The sequence below is a fragment of the Isoptericola cucumis genome (genome assembly GCF_014635665.1).
In the GTDB taxonomy this organism is placed as follows: Bacteria; Actinomycetota; Actinomycetes; order Actinomycetales; family Cellulomonadaceae; genus Isoptericola; species Isoptericola cucumis.
On sequence record NZ_BMDG01000007.1, the window covers coordinates 207,080 to 224,847 of the forward strand.

Annotated in this window: 14 protein-coding genes; 5 read left to right on the top strand and 9 right to left on the bottom strand. The window is 74.4% G+C overall.

Annotated features, from left to right (window positions below; genetic code table 11):
* Positions 1 to 46: 46 nt before the first annotated feature.
* The 8 genes from IEW03_RS12035 to IEW03_RS12070 form a co-directional block, all read right to left on the bottom strand.
* Positions 47 to 1,279, bottom strand: a complete 1,233-nt coding sequence (locus tag IEW03_RS12035) for an MFS transporter (protein ID WP_188523920.1) — start codon at positions 1,277 to 1,279, stop codon at positions 47 to 49.
* 36 nt (positions 1,280 to 1,315) lie between these two features.
* The gene (gene narI, locus IEW03_RS12040; protein WP_229737946.1) at positions 1,316 to 2,071 is read right to left on the bottom strand and encodes a respiratory nitrate reductase subunit gamma; all 756 of its coding nucleotides are present in this window, start codon (positions 2,069 to 2,071) and stop codon (positions 1,316 to 1,318) included.
* A gap of 36 nt (positions 2,072 to 2,107) precedes the next feature.
* Entirely contained in the window at positions 2,108 to 2,806 is a 699-nt protein-coding gene (gene narJ, locus IEW03_RS12045; RefSeq protein ID WP_188523921.1) for a nitrate reductase molybdenum cofactor assembly chaperone, read from the bottom strand.
* Positions 2,803 to 4,557: a nitrate reductase subunit beta gene (gene narH / locus IEW03_RS12050; RefSeq protein WP_188523922.1), complete on the bottom strand. Its 1,755-nt coding sequence runs from the start codon at positions 4,555 to 4,557 to the stop codon at positions 2,803 to 2,805. Before narH ends, narJ begins: the two co-directional genes overlap by 4 nt.
* Positions 4,554 to 8,393, bottom strand: coding sequence for a nitrate reductase subunit alpha (locus IEW03_RS12055; RefSeq protein ID WP_188523923.1), 3,840 nt, complete (start codon positions 8,391 to 8,393; stop codon positions 4,554 to 4,556). The genes narH and IEW03_RS12055 overlap by 4 nt, the downstream gene beginning before the upstream one ends.
* 158 nt (positions 8,394 to 8,551) lie before the next feature.
* Positions 8,552 to 9,022, bottom strand: coding sequence for a hypothetical protein (locus IEW03_RS12060; RefSeq protein WP_188523924.1), 471 nt, complete (start codon positions 9,020 to 9,022; stop codon positions 8,552 to 8,554).
* Between the two features lie 9 nt (positions 9,023 to 9,031).
* A complete protein-coding gene (locus tag IEW03_RS12065) occupies positions 9,032 to 9,517 on the bottom strand; it encodes a hypothetical protein (protein ID WP_188523925.1) in 486 nt (161 codons plus the stop codon).
* Positions 9,518 to 9,558: 41 nt separating this feature from the next.
* Positions 9,559 to 10,023 (bottom strand): hypothetical protein, encoded by a 465-nt coding sequence (locus tag IEW03_RS12070; RefSeq protein WP_188523926.1) that lies wholly within the window; start codon positions 10,021 to 10,023, stop codon positions 9,559 to 9,561.
* 198 nt (positions 10,024 to 10,221) lie between these two features.
* Here IEW03_RS12070 and IEW03_RS12075 point away from each other — a divergent pair, with 198 nt between their 5' ends.
* From IEW03_RS12075 to IEW03_RS12090, 4 genes are all read left to right on the top strand, one after another.
* A complete protein-coding gene (locus tag IEW03_RS12075) occupies positions 10,222 to 10,941 on the top strand; it encodes an AfsR/SARP family transcriptional regulator (protein WP_188523927.1) in 720 nt (239 codons plus the stop codon).
* Positions 10,942 to 11,062: 121 nt separating this feature from the next.
* Complete coding sequence (locus IEW03_RS12080) at positions 11,063 to 12,430, top strand: MFS transporter (protein ID WP_188523928.1); 1,368 nt, start codon at positions 11,063 to 11,065, stop codon at positions 12,428 to 12,430.
* Entirely contained in the window at positions 12,427 to 14,625 is a 2,199-nt protein-coding gene (locus IEW03_RS12085; RefSeq protein WP_188523929.1) for a molybdopterin oxidoreductase family protein, read from the top strand. Before IEW03_RS12080 ends, IEW03_RS12085 begins: the two co-directional genes overlap by 4 nt.
* Entirely contained in the window at positions 14,622 to 16,316 is a 1,695-nt protein-coding gene (locus tag IEW03_RS12090; protein WP_188523930.1) for an FAD-dependent oxidoreductase, read from the top strand. The genes IEW03_RS12085 and IEW03_RS12090 overlap by 4 nt, the downstream gene beginning before the upstream one ends.
* A 165-nt stretch (positions 16,317 to 16,481) precedes the next feature.
* On the opposite strand, the gene IEW03_RS12095 is transcribed toward IEW03_RS12090, so the two are convergent.
* Positions 16,482 to 17,252 carry a class I SAM-dependent methyltransferase gene (locus IEW03_RS12095; protein WP_188523931.1) on the bottom strand — a complete coding sequence of 257 codons (771 nt, stop codon included), beginning with the start codon at positions 17,250 to 17,252 and terminating at the stop codon, positions 16,482 to 16,484.
* A 25-nt stretch (positions 17,253 to 17,277) separates the two neighbouring features.
* Between IEW03_RS12095 and IEW03_RS12100 the strand changes: the two genes are divergently transcribed.
* A complete protein-coding gene (locus IEW03_RS12100; protein ID WP_229737947.1) occupies positions 17,278 to 17,751 on the top strand; it encodes a P-loop nucleotide/nucleoside kinase family protein in 474 nt (157 codons plus the stop codon).
* The last annotated feature ends 17 nt before the right edge of the window (positions 17,752 to 17,768 follow it).

Below are 17,768 nucleotides of genomic sequence, written 5' to 3' on the forward strand. Positions count from 1 at the left end.
CTCATCGACGCACCGTAGGCCGTGCGTGTGTCGGCGGTGTTGCCGGTCATCCCGCGGCCGCGCGCACGCGCTTGCGCACCGGCCCCAGCGTGAACAGCAGCGTGAGCAGCGCGGTGAGGGCCAGCAGCCCGAACCCGATGCCGTAGTCGCCCTCCGCGCCGTACACGGCGCCCATGATGAGCGGCGGGATGAAGCCGCCGAGGCCGCCCGCGGCGCCGACGACGCCCGTCACGGCGCCCACCGTCCCGGGCGGCGCCATCTTCGCGACCAGCGCGAACGTCGCCCCCGACGACGCGCCCAGGGCGGCCGCCATCCCGAGGAACGCGATCGTCGCACCGGGCATCAGCGCGGGCTGGAAGACGATGACCGCCGCGAACACCGTCACCACCGTGAAGCAGGCGATCGACACCGGGACACCGCCCAGCTTGTCGGACAGGGTGCCGCCGATCGGCCGGCAGACCACGGCCAGCACCACGAACCCGGCGGTGCGGAACGACGCGTCGGAGGCGCTGAGGCCGTACGCGTTCTGCAGGAAGGTCGGCAGGTACACGGAGAACGCGACGAACCCGCCGAAGCCGATCGCGTACAGCCACGAGAGCTGCAGCGTGGCGGGGATCTTCAGCGTCGCCCAGGTGCGGGCCCACATGCCGCCGCCGCTGCCGGGCGACCACGCGGGCGAGTCGCGCAGCATCGCCCGCGAGACGAGGGCGAAGACCGCCAGCGCGACCGAGACGATGATGAACGGGGCGCCCTCGCCCCACGCGTCGCGGATCGGGACGGTGGAGAACGAGGCGATGGCGGTGCCGCCCATGCCGGCGCCGAAGATGCCGATCGCGGTGCCGCGGCGCGCCGGCGGGTACCAGTTGTTGACGAACGGCACGCCGATGGCGAACGTCGTGCCACCCAGCCCGAGGAAGAACCCGCCGATCAGCAGCCAGGGCAGGCTGTTCGCGATGAACCCGACGAACAGCACGGGCACGATCGTCAGCGCGCTGCACAGGGGGAACATCACCTTGGCGCCGAAGCGGTCGGTGAGCGCGCCGATCGGGATGCGGCCCAGCGAGCCGACGATCACCGGGACGGCCACCAGCACCGACACCTCGAAGTCGGACAGCGAGTACAGCTGGCCGTAGCTGTTGCCCAGCGGGCCGAGCAGCGCCCACGCCCAGAAGCAGATCGCGAACCCGATCGTCGCGAGGCCCAGCTGCAGGGTGGCGCCGGGTGGCGTCGCCGTGGCGGCCTCGGGCGAGCTGCTGGGTGCGGTGGGTGACGACGACATCGCGATCCTCCGGGTCTGGTTCGGCGTCGAGCAGGCTCAGTGACGGCGGGGGGTCTCGGACGGGTCCCAGCCGGGACGGGGCGCCCGCGAGGACACCGACGCCTCCCGGGACCGGTAGACCACGTACGGGCGGAACGGGTACTGCACCGGCGCGGAGAACGCATGGACCAGGCGGGTGAACGGCCACAGCGCGAACAGCAGCATCGCCACGAGGATGTGCACCTGGAACGCCGCGGGGACCCCGGCCATGAGCGCGGCCTCCGGCTGCAGGTACCACAGCGAACGGAACCAGGGGGAGATGGTCTCCCGGTAGTCGTAGCCGTGGCCGCCGGCGAGGATCTGGGTCTCGACGGTCGCCCAGGCGCCCGACAGGAGCGAGCCGGCGAGGAACACGTACATGGTCTTGTCCATGCGCGTGGTCGCGAGGAACACGGGCCCGGTCGCGCGGCGCCGGTAGATGAGGATGAGCAGCCCGGCCACGGCGACGACCGCCGCGGCCGTGCCCATCGACGTGGCGATGAAGTGGTAGAAGCCCTCCGAGATGCCGACCGCCTCGGTCCACGACTTCGGGATCACCAGGCCGAGGAAGTGCCCGAGGACGACGAAGAGCAGCCCGTAGTGGAACAGCGGCGAGCCGTAGCGCAGGAGGCGCTTCTCGTACAGCTCGCTGGACCGGGTGGTCCAACCGAACTTGTCGTAGCGGTACCGCCAGATCGACCCCACCACCAGCACGGCGAAGGTCACGTACGGCACGACCACCCAGAAGATGATCCCGTCGGCACTCACGTCCATGTCAGCTCCATGTCAGCTCCATGTCGGCTCCCCGCGTCAGCTCCACGGCAGGTCGTCCCCGCTCCCGTATCCGCTCAGCCCCACGAGCTCCGCCGGCGGCCCGGCGGTGACGAGGTCGGCGACGCGTGCGGCGGTCGCGTCGTCGACCGGCGGCAGGGTGAGGCACACGGCCTCGACGGCTGCCGTCCACGGCGAGCCCTGTGCGGCGAGGGCCGAGCGCAGCACCTCGATGCCGTCGCGGTGGGCCCCGAGCAGGGCGGCCGCGATGCGCGCGCCGTCCTCGCCGCCGCGTGCGGACAGCTCCAGGACGGTGGGCAGGTAGTCGGGCAGCTCGTCGCCGGTGGTCTCGAAGCCGGCCGCCCGGTAGGCCTCGACGAACCGGACGAGCGCCGCGCCGCGGCGCCGGGTGTCGCCGGCGGCGTAGTAGGACAGGTACATGGCGCAGCGGCGCTTGAGGTCGAACGTCGCGACGTAGGTCGCCTGCAGCGCGCCCGTCGTGTCGTCCGTGAGCGTGGTCGCGAGGCCGGCGAGCCGGTCGCGCACGGGCGTGGGCAGGTCGCCGACGGCGGCGCGCACGGTCGCGGCGTCGGCCCGGGTCTCGGCGTCCGGGTAGCGCAGCAGCACGGCCGCGGCCATGTGCGCGACGGCGCGCTGCGGGTCGGTCAGCGGCACGGGCGCGAGCGGGTCCAGGCGCTTGGCGCGCACGCCCGGGCGGGGGAGGAAGGCGAGGCTCATCGTGCGCTCCCGTCGAAGCCGCCCGGCTGGTCGGGCGCGGCGTCCTGGCGGCCGCCGGGCAGGGAGCCGGGCCCGTCGGGCGGTTCGCCGCCGCCGGGCCCGCTGGGGCCCGGCTCGTCGGGCGGGAAGAGGCCCGAGGGGCGCCCGTTGCCGTCCCAGTTGAGCAGGTTCACCCGCCCAGGGGTGGACGGCCCGTACGGGGAGTCGGCGGTCTGGCGGGCCGACAGGGCGTGGAAGTTCTCCACCGCGACCGGCGTCGGGGTGCCCGACGACGAGCCGAACGGCCCCGCGCCGCCCATGCCCGGCCCGCCCTCGAAGTCGAGCGAGCAGGCCATCTCCTCGAGCTCGCGCGCCACCTCGGTGTGCGCGGTCGGGATGACGTACCGCTCCTCGTACTTGGCGATGGCGAGCAGCCGGTACATCTCCTGGACCTGGTCGCCGGACATGCCGACGGCGGCCGCGGTCTCCTCGGGGAACTCGCGGCCGAGGTTGACCTCCCGCATGCCCGAGCGCATCGCGGCGAGCTTGCGCAGCACGCGCTCCACCGGCCCGGTGTCGCCCGCGGTGAACAGCCCGGCGAGGTACTCCAGCGGGATGCGCAGCTGGGAGATGGCGGCGAACAGGGTGCGCCCGTCCTCGCCGTCGTTGCCGGAGCTCGCGACCACGTCGACGACGGGCGACAGCGGCGGGATGTACCAGACCATCGGCAGCGTGCGGTACTCGGGGTGCAGCGGCAGGGCGACCTCGTAGTCGTGGATGAGCTTCCAGATCGGCGAGCGCTGGGCCGCGGTGATCCAGTCGTCCGGGATGCCCTCGCGGCGGGCGCCCTCGATCACCTCGGGGTCGTTCGGGTCGAGGAACACCGACCGCTGCGCCGTCAGGAGGTCGCGGGTGTCCTCGGTGGCCGCCGCCTCGCCGACCCGGTCGGCGTCGTAGAGCACGAGCCCGAGGTAGCGCAGGCGGCCCACGCACGTCTCGGAGCAGACGGTGGGCAGGCCGACCTCGATGCGCGGGTAGCACAGCGTGCACTTCTCGGCCTTGCCGGTCTTGTGGTTGAAGTAGACCTTCTTGTACGGGCAGCCGGTGACGCACATGCGCCAGCCGCGGCACTGGTCCTGGTCCACCAGCACGATGCCGTCCTCGACGCGCTTGTACATCGCGCCCGAGGGGCAGGAGGCCACGCACGAGGGGTTGAGGCAGTGCTCGCAGATGCGCGGCAGGTAGAACATGAACGTCTGCTCGAGCTCCTCGGCGACGTGCTCGCTCATGTGCTTGAGGATCGGGTCGTCCTGCATGGTCGCGGTCGACCCGCCGAGGTCGTCGTCCCAGTTGGCCGACCACGAGATGGACATGTCGTCGCCGCTGAGCAGCGACTTCGGCTTGGCGACCGGCGTGTGCTGGCCCTGCGGCGAGCTGAGCAGCATGTCGTACTCGTAGGTCCACGGCTCGTAGTAGTCGTGGATCGACGGCAGCTTGGGGTTGTGGAAGATCGTCGCGAGCTTCTTCGCCCGCCCGCCGGCGCGCAGCTTGAGCTTGCCCCGCTTGGTGCGCACCCAGCCGCCCTGCCACGTCTCCTGGTCCTCGTAGGTGCGCGGGTACCCCAGCCCGGGCCGGGTCTCGACGTTGTTGAACCAGACGTACTCGGTGCCGGTGCGGTTCGTCCACGCCTGCTTGCACGTGACGGAACAGGTGTGGCAGCCGATGCACTTGTCGAGGTTCATCACCATCGACATCTGCGCCATGACCTTCACTGGTAACGCACCTCCTGGCTGCGGCGGCGGATGACGGTGACCTCGTCGCGCTGGTTGCCCGTGGGGCCGAGGTAGTTGAACGCGTAGGTGAGCTGCCCGTACCCGCCCGCGAGGTGCGTGGGCTTGAGCAGGATGCGCGTGAGCGAGTTGTGGATGCCGCCGCGCAGGCCGGAGGTCTCCGACAGCGGCACGTCGACGGTGCGGTCGGTGGCGTGGTGCATGTAGACGGTGCCCTCGGGCATGCGGTGGCTCACGACGGCGCGGGCGACGACGACGCCGTTGCGGTTGACCGCCTCGATCCACTCGTTGTCCGAGACGCCGATCTTGGCCGCGTCCTGCGGGCTCATCCAGATGTTCGGCCCGCCGCGCGACAGCGACAGCATGAACAGGTTGTCCTGGTACTCCGAGTGGATGGACCACTTGGAGTGCGGGGTCAGGTAGCGCACCGCGACGGCGGCGTGCCCGGTGGCGGTGCCGTCGTCGGTGGCGCCGGGGGTGGGCGAGTCGCCGAACAGGTGGTGCAGGTCCAGCGGCGGCCGGTAGGTGGGCAGCTGCTCGCCGAGCTCGATCATCCAGTCGTGGTCGAGGTAGAAGTGCTGGCGGCCCGTGAGCGTGTGCCACGGCTTGAGACGCTCGACGTTGATGGCGAACGCCGTGTACCGGCGCCCGCCGTGCTCCGAGCCGGACCACTCGGGGGACGTGATGACCGTCGTCGGGCGCGACTGCACGTCGGGGAACGTGACGCGCTTGGCCTGGTCGTCGCGGGCCAGGTCCGCCAGCCGCTGCCCGGTGCGCTTCTCCACGTGCTCGAAGCCCTGCACGGCCAGGCGGCCGTTCGTCGTGCCGGACAGCGCGAGGATCGTCTCGCACGCGTGCGTGTCGCGGTCCAGCCGCGGGCGCCCGGCCGCCGGCCCGGAGGCCACGACGCCGTTGACCTGGCCGAGCTTGCGCACCTCCTCGTCGGGCATGAACGCGACGCCCTTGGTGGCCATGCCCTTGGTGTCCGTGAGCGGGCCGAGCGCCGCCATCCGGGCCGCGAACGCCGGGTAGTCGCGCTGGACCACCTGCAACCGCGGCATCGTGACGCCGGGCACCAGCTCGCGCTCGGTCATCGGCGCCCCCGCGTCGGTCAGGGTGCCGTGCGGCACCGCGAGCTCGTCGGGGGAGTCGTGCAGCAGCGGGGTCGCGACCAGGTCCTCGCGGACCCCGAGGTGGGTCTCGGACATCTGCGAGACCAGGCCGGCCAGCGTGTGGAACGTGTCGAAGTCGGTGCGCGTCTGCCACGGCGGGCTGATCGCCGGGTTGAACGAGTGCACGAACGGGTGCATGTCCGTGCTGGACAGGTCGTGCTTCTCGTACCAGGTGGCGGCCGGCAGCACGACGTCCGAGAACAGCGTGGTGCTCGTCATGCGGAAGTCGAGCGTGACGAGCAGGTCGAGCTTGCCCCGCGGCGCCTCGTCGCGCCAGGTCATGGACGCCGGCCGGCGGCCCTCGGGCGCCTCGTCGGCGAGCACGGCCGCGTCCGTGCCGAGCAGGTGCTTGAGGAAGTACTCGTTGCCCTTGCCGGACGAGCCGAGGATGTTGGCCCGCCACACGGTGAGCACCCGCGGGAAGTTGGCCGGGTCGTCGGGGTCCTCGCAGGCGAACCTGAGCTCCCCGGACCGCAGCTTGTCGAGCACGTGCTGCTCCGGCTCCTTGCCGGCCGCGCGCGCCTCGTCCACGAGGTCCAGCGGGTTGCGGTCGAACGTGGGGTAGCTCGGCATCCAGCCGCGCTGCGCGGACTCCACCAGGGCGTCCGCCGTCGTGCGTCCCGCGAGCCTGCCGGGGGCCAGGGGCGAGGCGAGCGCGTCCGCCGGCATCCCGTCGTACCGCCACTGGTCGGTCGCGAGGTAGAACCAGCCCGTGCCGATCATCTGCCGCGGCGGGCGCGACCAGTCCAGCCCGCCCGCGTACTGCGCCCAGCCGGTGATCGGGCGGCACTTCTCCTGCCCCACGTAGTGCGCCCAGCCGCCGCCGTTGACGCCCTGGCAGCCCGTGATCGTGGTGAGCGTGAGGAACGCGCGGTAGATCGTGTCCGAGTGGAACCAGTGGTTCGCGCCGGCGCCCATGATGATCATCGACCGGCCGCCGGAGTCCTCCGCGTTGGCCGCGAACTCCCGCCCGATCCGCGCGGCCGTCTCGGCGCGCACCCCGGTGATCTCCTCCTGCCAGGCCGGCGTGCCGGGCGCGGTCGCGTCGTCGTAGCCGGTGGGCCACTCGCCGGGCAGGTCCAGCCCGATGTCGTCGCTCGTGCGCTCGACGCCGTACTGCGCGAGCAGCAGGTCGAAGACCGTGCACACCAGGTGCCCGCCCACGCGCCGGGTCGGGACGCCGCGGGCGATGACGCCCTTGCCGCCCAGGTGCGCCTGCTCGTCGGCGCCCGCCTCGGGCACGACGTCGAACCGGGGCAGCAGCACCGCCGCGGCGCCCAGCTCGCCGGGCGCCGCCCCCGCGCCGTCCGCCACCGACAGCAGCGGGTCGACGTCGCCCAGGTCGAGGTTCCACTTTCCCTCGCCCGCCTCGCCGTACCGGTCGGCCAGCGTCCCGTTCGGGGCGACGACGGCGCCGTCCGCGCCCAGCAGCAGCGTCCGGAAGTGCGGGTGCGCCCCCTCGGACGCGCCGGGCAGGACGTCGTCGCCCACGTCCGCCGCCGTGAGGAACTTGCCCGGCGTGTACGCGCCGTCCTGCTGGCTGTCGGGCGCCGGGTCGAGGCGCACCAGGAACGGCGCGTCGGCGTACCGCTTGAGGTACTCGGCGAACGGCGCGGTCCGCTTCTCGACGAGGAACTCGCGCAGGATGACGTGCCCCATCGCGATGGCCAGGGCGCCGTCCGTGCCCGGCTGGGGCGCGAGCCACTGGTCCGCGAACTTCGTGTTGTCCGCGTAGTCCGGGGACACCGAGACGACCTTGGTGCCCCGGTAGCGCGCCTCGGCCATGAAGTGCGCGTCCGGGGTGCGGGTCACCGGGATGTTCGAGCCCCACATGATGAGGTAGGAGGAGTTCCACCAGTCCGCCGACTCGGGCACGTCCGTCTGGTCGCCGAACACCTGCGGGCTCGCGACCGGCAGGTCGGCGTACCAGTCGTAGAACGACAGCATCGTGCCGCCCAGCATCTGCACGAACCGCGCCCCGACCCCGTGCGAGACCATCGACATCGCCGGGATGGGGGAGAAGCCCGCGACCCGGTCCGGCCCGTGGGTCTTGATGGTGTGCACGTGCGCCGCCGCGACGATCTCCGCCGCCTCGTCCCACGTGGCGCGCACCAGGCCGCCCTTGCCGCGCGCGCTCTTGTACGCGCGGGCGGTCTCGGGGTCGGAGGTCACGCGCTGCCACGCGAGCACCGGGTCGCCGCCCACGGCGGCCTTCGCCTCCCGGTACGCGTTCAGCAGCACGCCGCGCACGTACGGGTAGCGCACCCGCGTGGGCGAGTAGGTGTACCAGGAGAACGCGGCGCCGCGCGGGCAGCCCCGCGGCTCGTACTCGGGGGAGTCCGGTCCGACGGACGGGTAGTCCGTCTGCTGCGTCTCCCACGTGATGATGCCGTCCTTGACGTACACCTTCCACGAGCACGAGCCCGTGCAGTTCACGCCGTGGGTGGAGCGCACCACCTTGTCGTGCGACCAGCGGTCGCGGTAGAAGACGTCGCCCTCCCGGCCGCCGGTGAGGAACAGCTGGCGCAGGTCGTCGGACACCTCCCCGGAGCGCAGGTGCTTGCCGAGCCGCAGGAGGGCGTCGGCCGCCCCGGGCTGGGCCGCTGGCCCGGCGTCGGCGCTGACGGGCGGACGGGTGGTCGACATGCGCACTCCTGGGGCTGGGGACCGAAGAGTCACTGCTTCGCATCATCGGGCCCCTGAGCAGGTCGTGCATGTCGAGAGCGCAGGTGGCGGCGCCGGGCACGGGTCGTGGGCCGCGGAATCCCGCAGCCCACGACCCGTGGGGGTAGACCCGAGGTCGGTCAGCTGACCCCCGGCACCCTCGACTTCTCCGTGCAGACGGCCCCGGACGTGTCGGAGGTGCACGTCTGGATGTGCACGGTCTGCCCCTCGTCGTACGACAGGTTCACCTCCCGGTAGCTGTTGTCGCCCTTGGAGTAGAAGACCGCGGGCCCGCTGCCACCGACCCAGAGCTTGACGACCGACCTGCGGTCGTTGTCGTGGTAGTCCCAGATCGACAGGACCTCGCCGTAGGCGCGGAACCGGCCGTGGACGTACTCGTCGCTGGTGGTCTTGTACGCCTGCTCGGCCACGGAGACACCACCGGAGTCTTCGGGGTCGTTCCAGGCGTAGTAGCTGGTACCCCAGCCGGCCTGTGGCGCCAGGTGGGCCGGCACCACGGCGGCCGGTGCTGCACCGGCCGCGCCGGCGGACAGCCCCAGGCCGGCGAGGGCGAGAGCCGCGGCCACCGTTGTCATCGATCGACGTCGCATGATTCCTCCTCAGGACGTGCCCTTCTCGGTCTTGGGCGTGCAGACGGCGTTCACGGACGTCGAGGTGCAGGCCTGCAGGTACACGGTCTGACCCTCGTCGTACGACAGGTTCAGCTCGCGCTTCGTGCCGTCGCCGTTGCTGAAGAAGACCGCCGGCCCGCTGCCGCCGACCCACAGCCTGACGATCGACCGGTAGCCGTTGGGGTGGTGGTCCCAGATCGTCAGGTGCTCGCCGTGGGCCTCGAACATGCCCATCACGTACTGGGAGGTGCCGTCCTTGAGGGCCTGCTCGTAGATGCTCACCCCGCCGGCGTCGCCGTCGTCGGCCCAGGCGGCGGTGTCCATGTACCAGCTGGCCGCCGTGGACCTGTCCGGTGCGGTTCCCGGTGCGGGTTCGGCGGCGGGTCCGGGTGCGGCCGACGCCGTCGGCCCGAGCAGCCCGACGCCGGCGACGAGCGTCGCGGCGACGGCCGCCGTCATGGTGCGAGCACGCATGGTTCCTCCTCGTTCGTCCCTCACGGTTGCTCTCGCAGCCCTCACGACCGGCCCCGGTGGGTCCGGTCCGAGCAGACGGCGTTCGCGGAGTCGGAGGTGCAGACCTGCAGGTACACGGCCTGGCCCTCGCCGTACGACTCGTTGATGACCCGCTCGGTGCCGTCGCCGTTGCCGTAGAAGACGGCCGGGCCGCTGCCACCGACCCAGAGCTTGACGATCGCCTTGCGGTCGTTGTCGTGGCGGTCGAAGACGCTGATCTTCTCCCCGTAGGCGATGAACTGGCCCAGGATGTCCTCGCCCGTGCTGAGCTTGGACGCCCGCTCGTAGACGGAGACGCCTCCCGTGTCGTTCGGGTCGTTCCAGGTGGCGCCCGTGCTGTTCCACGTGGCCGCGGCCGCGGGGCCGTCGGGCGTGGGCGTGGCGGCTGCCGCGGTGCTGCCCAGGAGCCCCAGGCCTGCGGCTGCGGCGGCTGCGGCCGCCAGTGTCCTTCGTGTGCTGTGTCGCATCGTGATCCTTCGTGCCGGGCCGGGGGTGCGTCGTCGAGGGCGGCCCGGAGGACCTCGACGACCTGATGCCTCCCACCGTGACGCCGGTCACTTTCCTCGTACTTTCGTCGCCCCGATCACCTCTTGTGGGGAGTGGGAAGCCTGACCGGGCAGGGGGGAGCCCGGCGTGGCGACGGCAGTCCTGAGAAGGGGGACGACATGCGTTTCGAGGTCCTGGGGCCGGTGCGGGTCACGCCCGGGCCGGGCGTGCCGCCCGTGTGCGGAGCGGTCCGGGTCGGGCTCCTCGCCCTCCTGCTCGCGCGCGCCAACGCGCCCGTCCCGGCGGAGTCCCTGCTCGACGCGCTGTGGGACTGCGACGGCCCGGCCGACCTGCAGCGGCTGCAGCTCACCGTCCACCGGCTGCGGCGCGCACTCGGCGACCCGGGACGGCTCGTGTTCGACGCCGGGAGCTACCTGCTCCGCGTGCGCCCGGGCGAGCTGGACGCCCAGCTCTTCGACGACGCCCTGCGGCGAGCCTCCGAGTCCGACGACCCGCGGCGACGGGCGGCGCTGCTGCGGTCGGCCACGGAGCTCTGGCGGGGCGAGCCGTTCCAGGGTCTCGACCTCGGCCCGCTCGCGCCGCAGACCGGCCGGCTCGCCGAGCGCCGGAACGTCGCGATCGAGCAGCTCTACGCCGCCGAGCTCGAGTGCGGGCGCCACGAGACGGCCGTCGCCGACCTGGCCGGGCTGGTCTGCCTGCACCCGCTGCGGGAGCGGCTGCACGTCCTGCTCATGACGGCGCTCGACCGCTGCGGCCGGCGCGCCGACGCGCTCGCCGCCTACCGGTCCGCGCGCTGCACCCTCGTCGGCGAGCTGGGCCTCGAGCCCGGGCCGGAGCTCCGCGAGGTGGAGCAGCGCATCCTGGCGGGGGACCGCTGAGCCTCACAGCCCGTCGCGCCGTGGTGTGCGTTCGTTCTCACGCGCATTTCACGCCCGCACGTCCGGGCCGGAAACACCGGGTTCCTAGCGTCGTGGCACCGCCCACGCACTGGAGGACACGATGGTTGCTCCGACGACGTCACCGGCCACGGCAACGGTCCCGGCACCGGCCCCGGCCGCCACCCGCCGCGGGCGGTGGATCCAGCACTGGGACCCCGAGGACCGGGTGTTCTGGGCGGACGAGGGGCGGCGGGTCGCGCGGCGCAACCTCGTCCTGTCGGTCTTCGCGGAGTTCCTCGGCTTCTGCGTGTGGGCGCTGTGGTCGATCGTCGTGCCGCAGCTGCCGGCCGCGGGCTTCGCGTTCACCACCGACCAGCTGTTCTGGCTCATCGCGGTCCCGTCGCTCGTGGGCGCGACCCTGCGCATCCCGTACACGCTCGCCGTGCCCGTGTTCGGCGGGCGCACCTGGACGGTCGTGTCGGCGTCGCTGCTGCTGGTCCCCACGCTCGCGCTGGCATGGGCGGTGCAGCGCCCGGACACGTCGTTCGGCGTGATGCTGGCGGTGGCGGCGCTCGCGGGCTTCGGTGGCGGCAACTTCGCCTCGTCGATGGCAAACATCTCGTTCTTCTTCCCCGAGCGGTCCAAGGGCGCGGCGCTCGGGTGGAACGCCGCGGGCGGGAACCTGGGCACGGCGGCCGTGCAGCTCGCGGTGCCGCTCGTCATCGTCGGCGGCACCGTCACCGGGGCCGGCGTCGCGCTCGAGCGCGCCGGCCTGATGTTCGTCCCGTTCATCGTGCTGGCCGCGTTCCTCGCGTGGCGGTTCATGGACAACCTGGCGGCCGCGAAGGCGGACCCGCGGTCGTTCGTCGTCGCCGTGCGCGAGCCGCACACCTGGGTGATCTCGTTCCTGTACATCGGCACGTTCGGGTCGTTCATCGGGTTCTCCGCGGCGTTCCCGACGCTGCTCGCGGGCCAGTTCCCCGAGGTGTCCCTGTCGCTGGCGTTCCTGGGCGCGCTCGTCGGCTCGGTGACGCGGCCGCTCGGCGGGATGCTCGCCGACCGGGTCGGGGGAGCGGTCGTCACGGTGGCCTGCTACGCCGTGATGATCGCCGGGGCCGCCGGTGCGGTGGCGGCGCTCGGCAGGCACAGCTTCCCGCTGTTCTTCGGCTCGTTCCTGCTGCTGTTCGTCGCGACGGGCGTCGGCAACGGGTCGGTGTACCGGATGATCCCCGCGGCGTTCCGGGTCGCAGGGGCCGGCCGCGACGCGGCGGCGACGGCGCGGGCCGCGGCGGGCTGCATCGGCGTCGCGGGCGCCGTCGGGGCGTTCGGCGGGTTCCTGGTCCCGCGCGGGTTCGCGATCTCGACGTCGGCCACCGGGTCGCTCGTCCCGGCGCTGTGGGTGTTCGTCGCGGCGTACGTCGTGATGGGCGCGGTCACGTGGGCCGTGTACGCCCGGCGCGGGTCGGCGATGCGGGCGGCGCGCGTATGACGCCGGCCACGGCCGCCGCGGGGGACGGTCCGGTCGCGACGCACTGCCCGTACTGCGCCCTGCAGTGCGGCATGGACCTCACGCCGGCCCGGCCCGGCGTCGTCGATACCGACGCCGGCGGGCGGCCCCGGCTGCCGGTCACGGTGACGCCGCGGCAGTTCCCGACGAACGGCGGCGGCCTGTGCCAGAAGGGCTGGACCAGCGCGTCCGTGCTGCGCGCCGGCGACCGGCTGACGACGCCGCTGGTGCGGGGTGCCGACGGCGAGCTCGCGCCGGCGACGTGGGACGACGCGCTCGACCTCGTCGCCGGGCGCCTCGCGGCCCTCGCCGCCGAGCGCGGCCCCGAGGCGGTGGCGGTGTTCGGCGGCGGCGGGCTGACGAACGAGAAGGCGTACGCGCTGGGCAAGTTCGCCCGCACCGTGCTGCGCACGCCCCACATCGACTACAACGGGCGGTTCTGCATGTCGTCGGCCGCGGCGGCGGGGACCCGGGCGTTCGGCGTCGACCGCGGGCTGCCGTTCCCCGTGACCGACCTGGCGGGCGCGGACGTCATCCTCCTGCTCGGCTCGAACGTGGCGGAGACGATGCCGCCGTTCGCGGCGCACCTGGCCGGGGCGCGCGCGGCGGGCGGGCTCGTCGTCGTCGACCCCCGCCGGTCGGCGACGGCGCGGCTGGCGGGGGGCGCCGAGGGCGTGCACCTGCAGCCGGTGCCCGGTACGGACCTGGTGGTGCTGCTCGCGCTGCTGCACGTGCTGCTCGCGGAGGGGCTCGCGGACCGGGCCTACCTCGCCGCCCGGACGTCGGGGTCGGGCGACGTGGCGCGCTCGGTCGCCGCGTGGTGGCCGGAGCGGGCCGAGACCGTGTGCGGCGTCCCCGCCGAGGACCTGCGCCGGGTGGCGCGGCTGCTCGCGGCGGCGTCCCCCGCCCGAGGGGGCCGGGGCGCCTACGTGCTCACCGGGCGCGGCGTCGAGCAGTCCACCCAGGGCACCGCGACCGTGACGGCGGCGATCAACCTCGCCCTCGCGCTGGGCCTGCCCGGCCTGCCGGGTTCGGGGTTCGGCTGCCTCACCGGGCAGGGCAACGGGCAGGGCGGGCGCGAGCACGGGCAGAAGTGCGACCAGCTCCCGGGGTACCGCCGGATCGACGACCCCGCCGCCCGTGAGCACGTCGCCGGCGTGTGGGGTGTGGACCCGGGCTCCCTGCCGGGGCCCGGCAGGCCCGCCGTCGCGATGCTCGCGTCGCTCGGGACGGCGGGCGGGCCGCGGGCGCTGCTGGTGCACGGCTCCAACCTGGTCGTGTCGGCGCCCGACGCCGACCGGGTGCGCGAGCGCCTCGCCGCCCTCGACCTGCTGGTCGTGTGCGACGTCGTGCCGTCCGAGACCGCGCGGCTGGCCGACGTCGTGCTGCCCACCACCCAGTGGGCCGAGGAGGAGGGCACGATGACGAACCTCGAGGGGCGGGTGCTGCGGCGCCGCCGGGCGGTCGAGGCGCCGGGCGAGGCGCGGTCCGAGCTGTGGATCCTGGCCGAGCTGGCGCGCCGCCTGGGCGCCGGCCACGTCCCCGGGGACGCCTTCCCGACCGACCCGGCCGCCGTCTTCGACGAGCTCGCGCGGGCGTCCGCGGGCGGGCCCGCCGACTACTCGGGCCTGAGCCACGCCCGCCTCGACGCGCACGAGGCCGCCGGCGGACCCGGCCTGTACTGGCCCTGTCCCGCCGGGCCGCCCGGGGAGCACCCCGGGACGCCGCGGATGTTCCTCGACGGGTTCGCGACGCCCGACGGCCGGGCGCGGATGGTCGTCGTCGACCACGCCGGCCCGGCCGACGACGTGCGCCCCGGCGCGCCGACGTACCTGGTCACGGGGCGGGTGCTGCAGCACTACCAGTCCGGCGCCCAGACCCACCGGGTGCCCGAGCTGGAGCGCCTCGTGCCCGAGCCGTACGTCGAGCTGCACCCGCTGCTCGGGACGCGGCTGGGCGTGCCCGACGGCGGCCGGGCCCGGCTCGCGTCCGCGCGCGGGGTCGTGGAGGCCACGGCCCGCTGGACCGACGCCGTCCGCCCGGACACCGTCTTCATGCCGTTCCACTGGGGCGGAGAAGGCAGCGTCAACCGGGTCACGTCGGACGCCGTGGACCCCGTCTCCGGGATGCCGGAGTTCAAGGTCTGCGCGGTGTCGGTGACCCCGGTGCCCGCATGAGCGGGCCTGGGCTGCGCGTGCCGCGGCGCGTCGTCGTCGTCGGCAACGGCATGGTGGGCGCGCGCCTCGCCGACGAGCTGGCGCGTCGTGACGCGGACGGCGTCCTCGACGTCACCGTGCTGGGCGCCGAGCCGTACGAGCCGTACAACCGGGTGCTGCTGTCCGACGTGGTGGCGGGGCGCACGGACGTCGCCGCGATCGGCATGCCCGTGGCCGACGGCGGGAACGCCCGCGTGCTGCGGGGCACCTGCGCGGTGGCGGTCGACCGTGACGCCCGGGTCGTGCTGACCGACGACGGCGGACGCCACCCCTACGACCACCTCGTGCTCGCCACCGGCGCGAGCGCGCGCGTCCCCGCGGTCCCCGGCCTCGGCGGCGACCCGGGCGCGCTGCCCGCAGGGGTGCACGCGCTGCGCACGCTCGACGACGCCCGCGAGGTGGTCGCCGCGACCGTGAACGCGCCCCGCGCGGTGGTCGTCGGGGGCGGGGTGCTGGGCGTGGAGGTCGCGCTCGGGCTCGCCGCACGCGGGCTGGCGACGACGCTCGTGCACGGCGCCGCCGCGCCGATGGACCGGCAGCTCGACGACGAGGCGGGCGCGGTGCTGCGTGCCGGGCTGGAGGCGGCGGGCGTCGTCGTGCGCACCGGGGTGCGGCCCGGTGAGGTGCTGGTGGTCGGCGGGCGGGCGGTGGGGGTGCGGCTCACGGGCACGGTGCCCGCCGCGGCGCCCCGTGCGGACCCCCACGAGGTGCTCGGCGCGGGGCTGGTCGTGCTGGCCTGCGGCACCGTCCCCGAGACGTCGCTCGCCCGGCGCGCGGGGCTCGCCGTCGACCGCGGGGTCGTCGTCGGGCCCGGGCTGGCGAGCGTCACCGACCCCCGCGTCTTCGCGGTCGGTGACTGCGCGCAGCCGCCCGAGGGGTCGCGCGGGCTCGTCGCCGAGGGCTGGGACCAGGCACGACGGCTCGCCGAGCACCTGGTGTCCCTCGCGGCCGGGCGCCCCGGCCCCGCGGCCGGCGCCCCCGGCCGGCCCCGGGCGCACCTGCGGATGCCGGGGGAGGACGGGGGGCCGTCGATGGCGGTGCGGCTGGGCACGCTGCTGTCGTCCCGCGCGCCGGCGGCCCGCGGGGTCGGGGGCCGCGGCGTCGACACCCGGGGGACCGACGTCGTGAAGGTCAAGGCGGGCGCGCTGAGCGTCGTCGCGATGGGTCGGTGCGGGTCCCGCCGGACCCCGGTCGCGGGGGAGCGGGCCGTGCGGCTCGGCGACCCGGCCGCCGGCCGGTACGTCGAGGCGGTGGTGGCGGACGGCGTGCTGGTGGGCGCCACCTGCGTCGGCGACGCGCGCGTGGCCGCCGACCTCACCGCCGCCTACACCCGCCGCACGCCCGTGCCCGCCGACCCGGCGTTCCTGCTGCTCACGCCGGTGATGCCGGCCGCGGAGCCCGCGTCGTCACCGGAGCACATGCCGGACGACGCGACCGTCTGCCGCTGCAACGGCGTCACGAAGCACGACATCGCGGCGTGCGTGACGGACGGGGGCGAGACCGTCGACGACGTCGCACGGGCCACCCGCGCCACCACCGGCTGCGGCAGCTGCACGGACGCCGTGTGCGGGCTGGTGGAGTGGCTCGTGCGGGACGCGCCCGCCCGGGAGGTCCGTCCGGAGACGCCCGCGGTTCCCGGACGCCGCGGTTGACGGCCGCCGCGCCGGCGCGGGTGGGGGTCCCTTTTTCAGAGGTGTCGGGCCGGCGGCACTCGCGACGCATGAACGGTCATGGCTCCCCGGTGGCGGGATGTTCCCGGCGAGCGGGAACATCCCGCGTCGGCGGACTGGCGACAGCAGGGAGATCGACGGTCCCGCTCAGCCGTCAGGTGCGAAAACGACACCCCCTGGGCCGCGAGCTGCTCCGGACGGCGACGGCGTGCTCGACGGCACCGGGGGGCGCGTCCACTCGAGCGTGTAGCGGAAGAACAGCCGCTGCCGGAAGCGTGCGCCGGGCAGCACGCGCCGGGCCGTCGCGGCGACCTCGCCGTACGTCTCGCACGGGTCGCGCACCGGCATGGCCGGCCCGTCCTCGGCGTCGGTCTCGTCGTCCGGGCCGGGGACGGCGACGCGCGGGTGCTTCACCAGCCCGACCACGGGGTTGACGAACGACGAGACCAGGTCGACGGCGAGCTCCCGGGGCGAGCCGAGCCGGGCGAGCCCCACGACCAGCAGCCGTCCGCCCGGGGCCAGCACCCCGGCCGCGTGGCGCAGCGCGGCCTCGAGCTCCATGTGGTGCAGCGAGGCCACCATCGTCACCACGTCGAACGAGCCGTCGGCGGGCAGGTCGAGGAAGCCGTCGTGGCGCACGGTGACGGCGGGGTCACCGGCGAACCGGGTGCGCGTGACCTCGGCCATCGAGGCGTCGACGTCGAGCCCCACCACCTCGACGACCTCGCGGCGCAGGCGGTCCACGAGGGTGCCCGTGCCGCACCCGACGTCCAGGGCGCGCAGGCGCCGCCGCGGCAGGCGCCGCACGACCCAGCCGTGGAAGTGGTCGTTGTGGTTCCACGGGTGCCGGGCGTTGAGCCGGCCGAGGGCACGGCCGCCGGCGCGGACCAGGGGATTCGTCGTCGTGCGCGGGTCCATGGGCGCCGAGGGTAGCGTCACGTCCGTGACCAGCCGCCTCGTCCTGATGTGCGGCCCCGCGGGCGCCGGCAAGTCCACCCACACCCGTCGGTACGCCGACGCGGGGTACGCGGTGGCGTCCGTCGACGAGCTCGCGTGGGAGACGACGCACGCGGCCCGGCACCCGCTGCCGGAGGACGACGCGCGGCGGGTCGCGGCGGCGCTGCGGGCCTGGGTGGCCGACCTGCTGGCCCGCGGCCACGACGTGGTCGTGGACTCGTCGTTCTGGTCGCGGGCCTCGCGCGACGAGTACCGGGCCCTCGGCGCCGCCCACGGCGCGGACACGCTGGTGGTGTACGTCGACACGCCGCGCGACGTGGCCCTCGCCCGGGTCGCCGCGCGCACCGGCGCGCACGCCCACGACGTGCTGCTCGCCCCGGAGGTCGCGGCCGCCTTCCACGACGGCTTCCAGGTCCCCACGTCCGACGAGGGGCCGACGGTGGTGGTCCCCGGCGCCTGAGCACCCGCGGCAGCTCC

What these genes read in the sequence shown, in the direction of transcription:
- IEW03_RS12035 (WP_188523920.1), bottom strand. Translation starts at nt 1,279, where the DNA reads ATGTCGTCGTCACCCACCGCACCCAGCAGCTCGCCCGAGGCCGCCACG.
- narI (WP_229737946.1), bottom strand. Translation starts at nt 2,071, where the DNA reads ATGGACGTGAGTGCCGACGGGATCATCTTCTGGGTGGTCGTGCCGTAC.
- narJ (WP_188523921.1), bottom strand. Translation starts at nt 2,806, where the DNA reads ATGAGCCTCGCCTTCCTCCCCCGCCCGGGCGTGCGCGCCAAGCGCCTG.
- IEW03_RS12055 (WP_188523923.1), bottom strand. Translation starts at nt 8,393, where the DNA reads ATGTCGACCACCCGTCCGCCCGTCAGCGCCGACGCCGGGCCAGCGGCC.
- IEW03_RS12060 (WP_188523924.1), bottom strand. Translation starts at nt 9,022, where the DNA reads ATGCGACGTCGATCGATGACAACGGTGGCCGCGGCTCTCGCCCTCGCC.
- IEW03_RS12065 (WP_188523925.1), bottom strand. Translation starts at nt 9,517, where the DNA reads ATGCGTGCTCGCACCATGACGGCGGCCGTCGCCGCGACGCTCGTCGCC.
- IEW03_RS12070 (WP_188523926.1), bottom strand. Translation starts at nt 10,023, where the DNA reads ATGCGACACAGCACACGAAGGACACTGGCGGCCGCAGCCGCCGCAGCC.
- IEW03_RS12075 (WP_188523927.1), top strand. Translation starts at nt 10,222, where the DNA reads ATGCGTTTCGAGGTCCTGGGGCCGGTGCGGGTCACGCCCGGGCCGGGC.
- IEW03_RS12080 (WP_188523928.1), top strand. Translation starts at nt 11,063, where the DNA reads ATGGTTGCTCCGACGACGTCACCGGCCACGGCAACGGTCCCGGCACCG.
- IEW03_RS12085 (WP_188523929.1), top strand. Translation starts at nt 12,427, where the DNA reads ATGACGCCGGCCACGGCCGCCGCGGGGGACGGTCCGGTCGCGACGCAC.
- IEW03_RS12090 (WP_188523930.1), top strand. Translation starts at nt 14,622, where the DNA reads ATGAGCGGGCCTGGGCTGCGCGTGCCGCGGCGCGTCGTCGTCGTCGGC.
- IEW03_RS12095 (WP_188523931.1), bottom strand. Translation starts at nt 17,252, where the DNA reads ATGGACCCGCGCACGACGACGAATCCCCTGGTCCGCGCCGGCGGCCGT.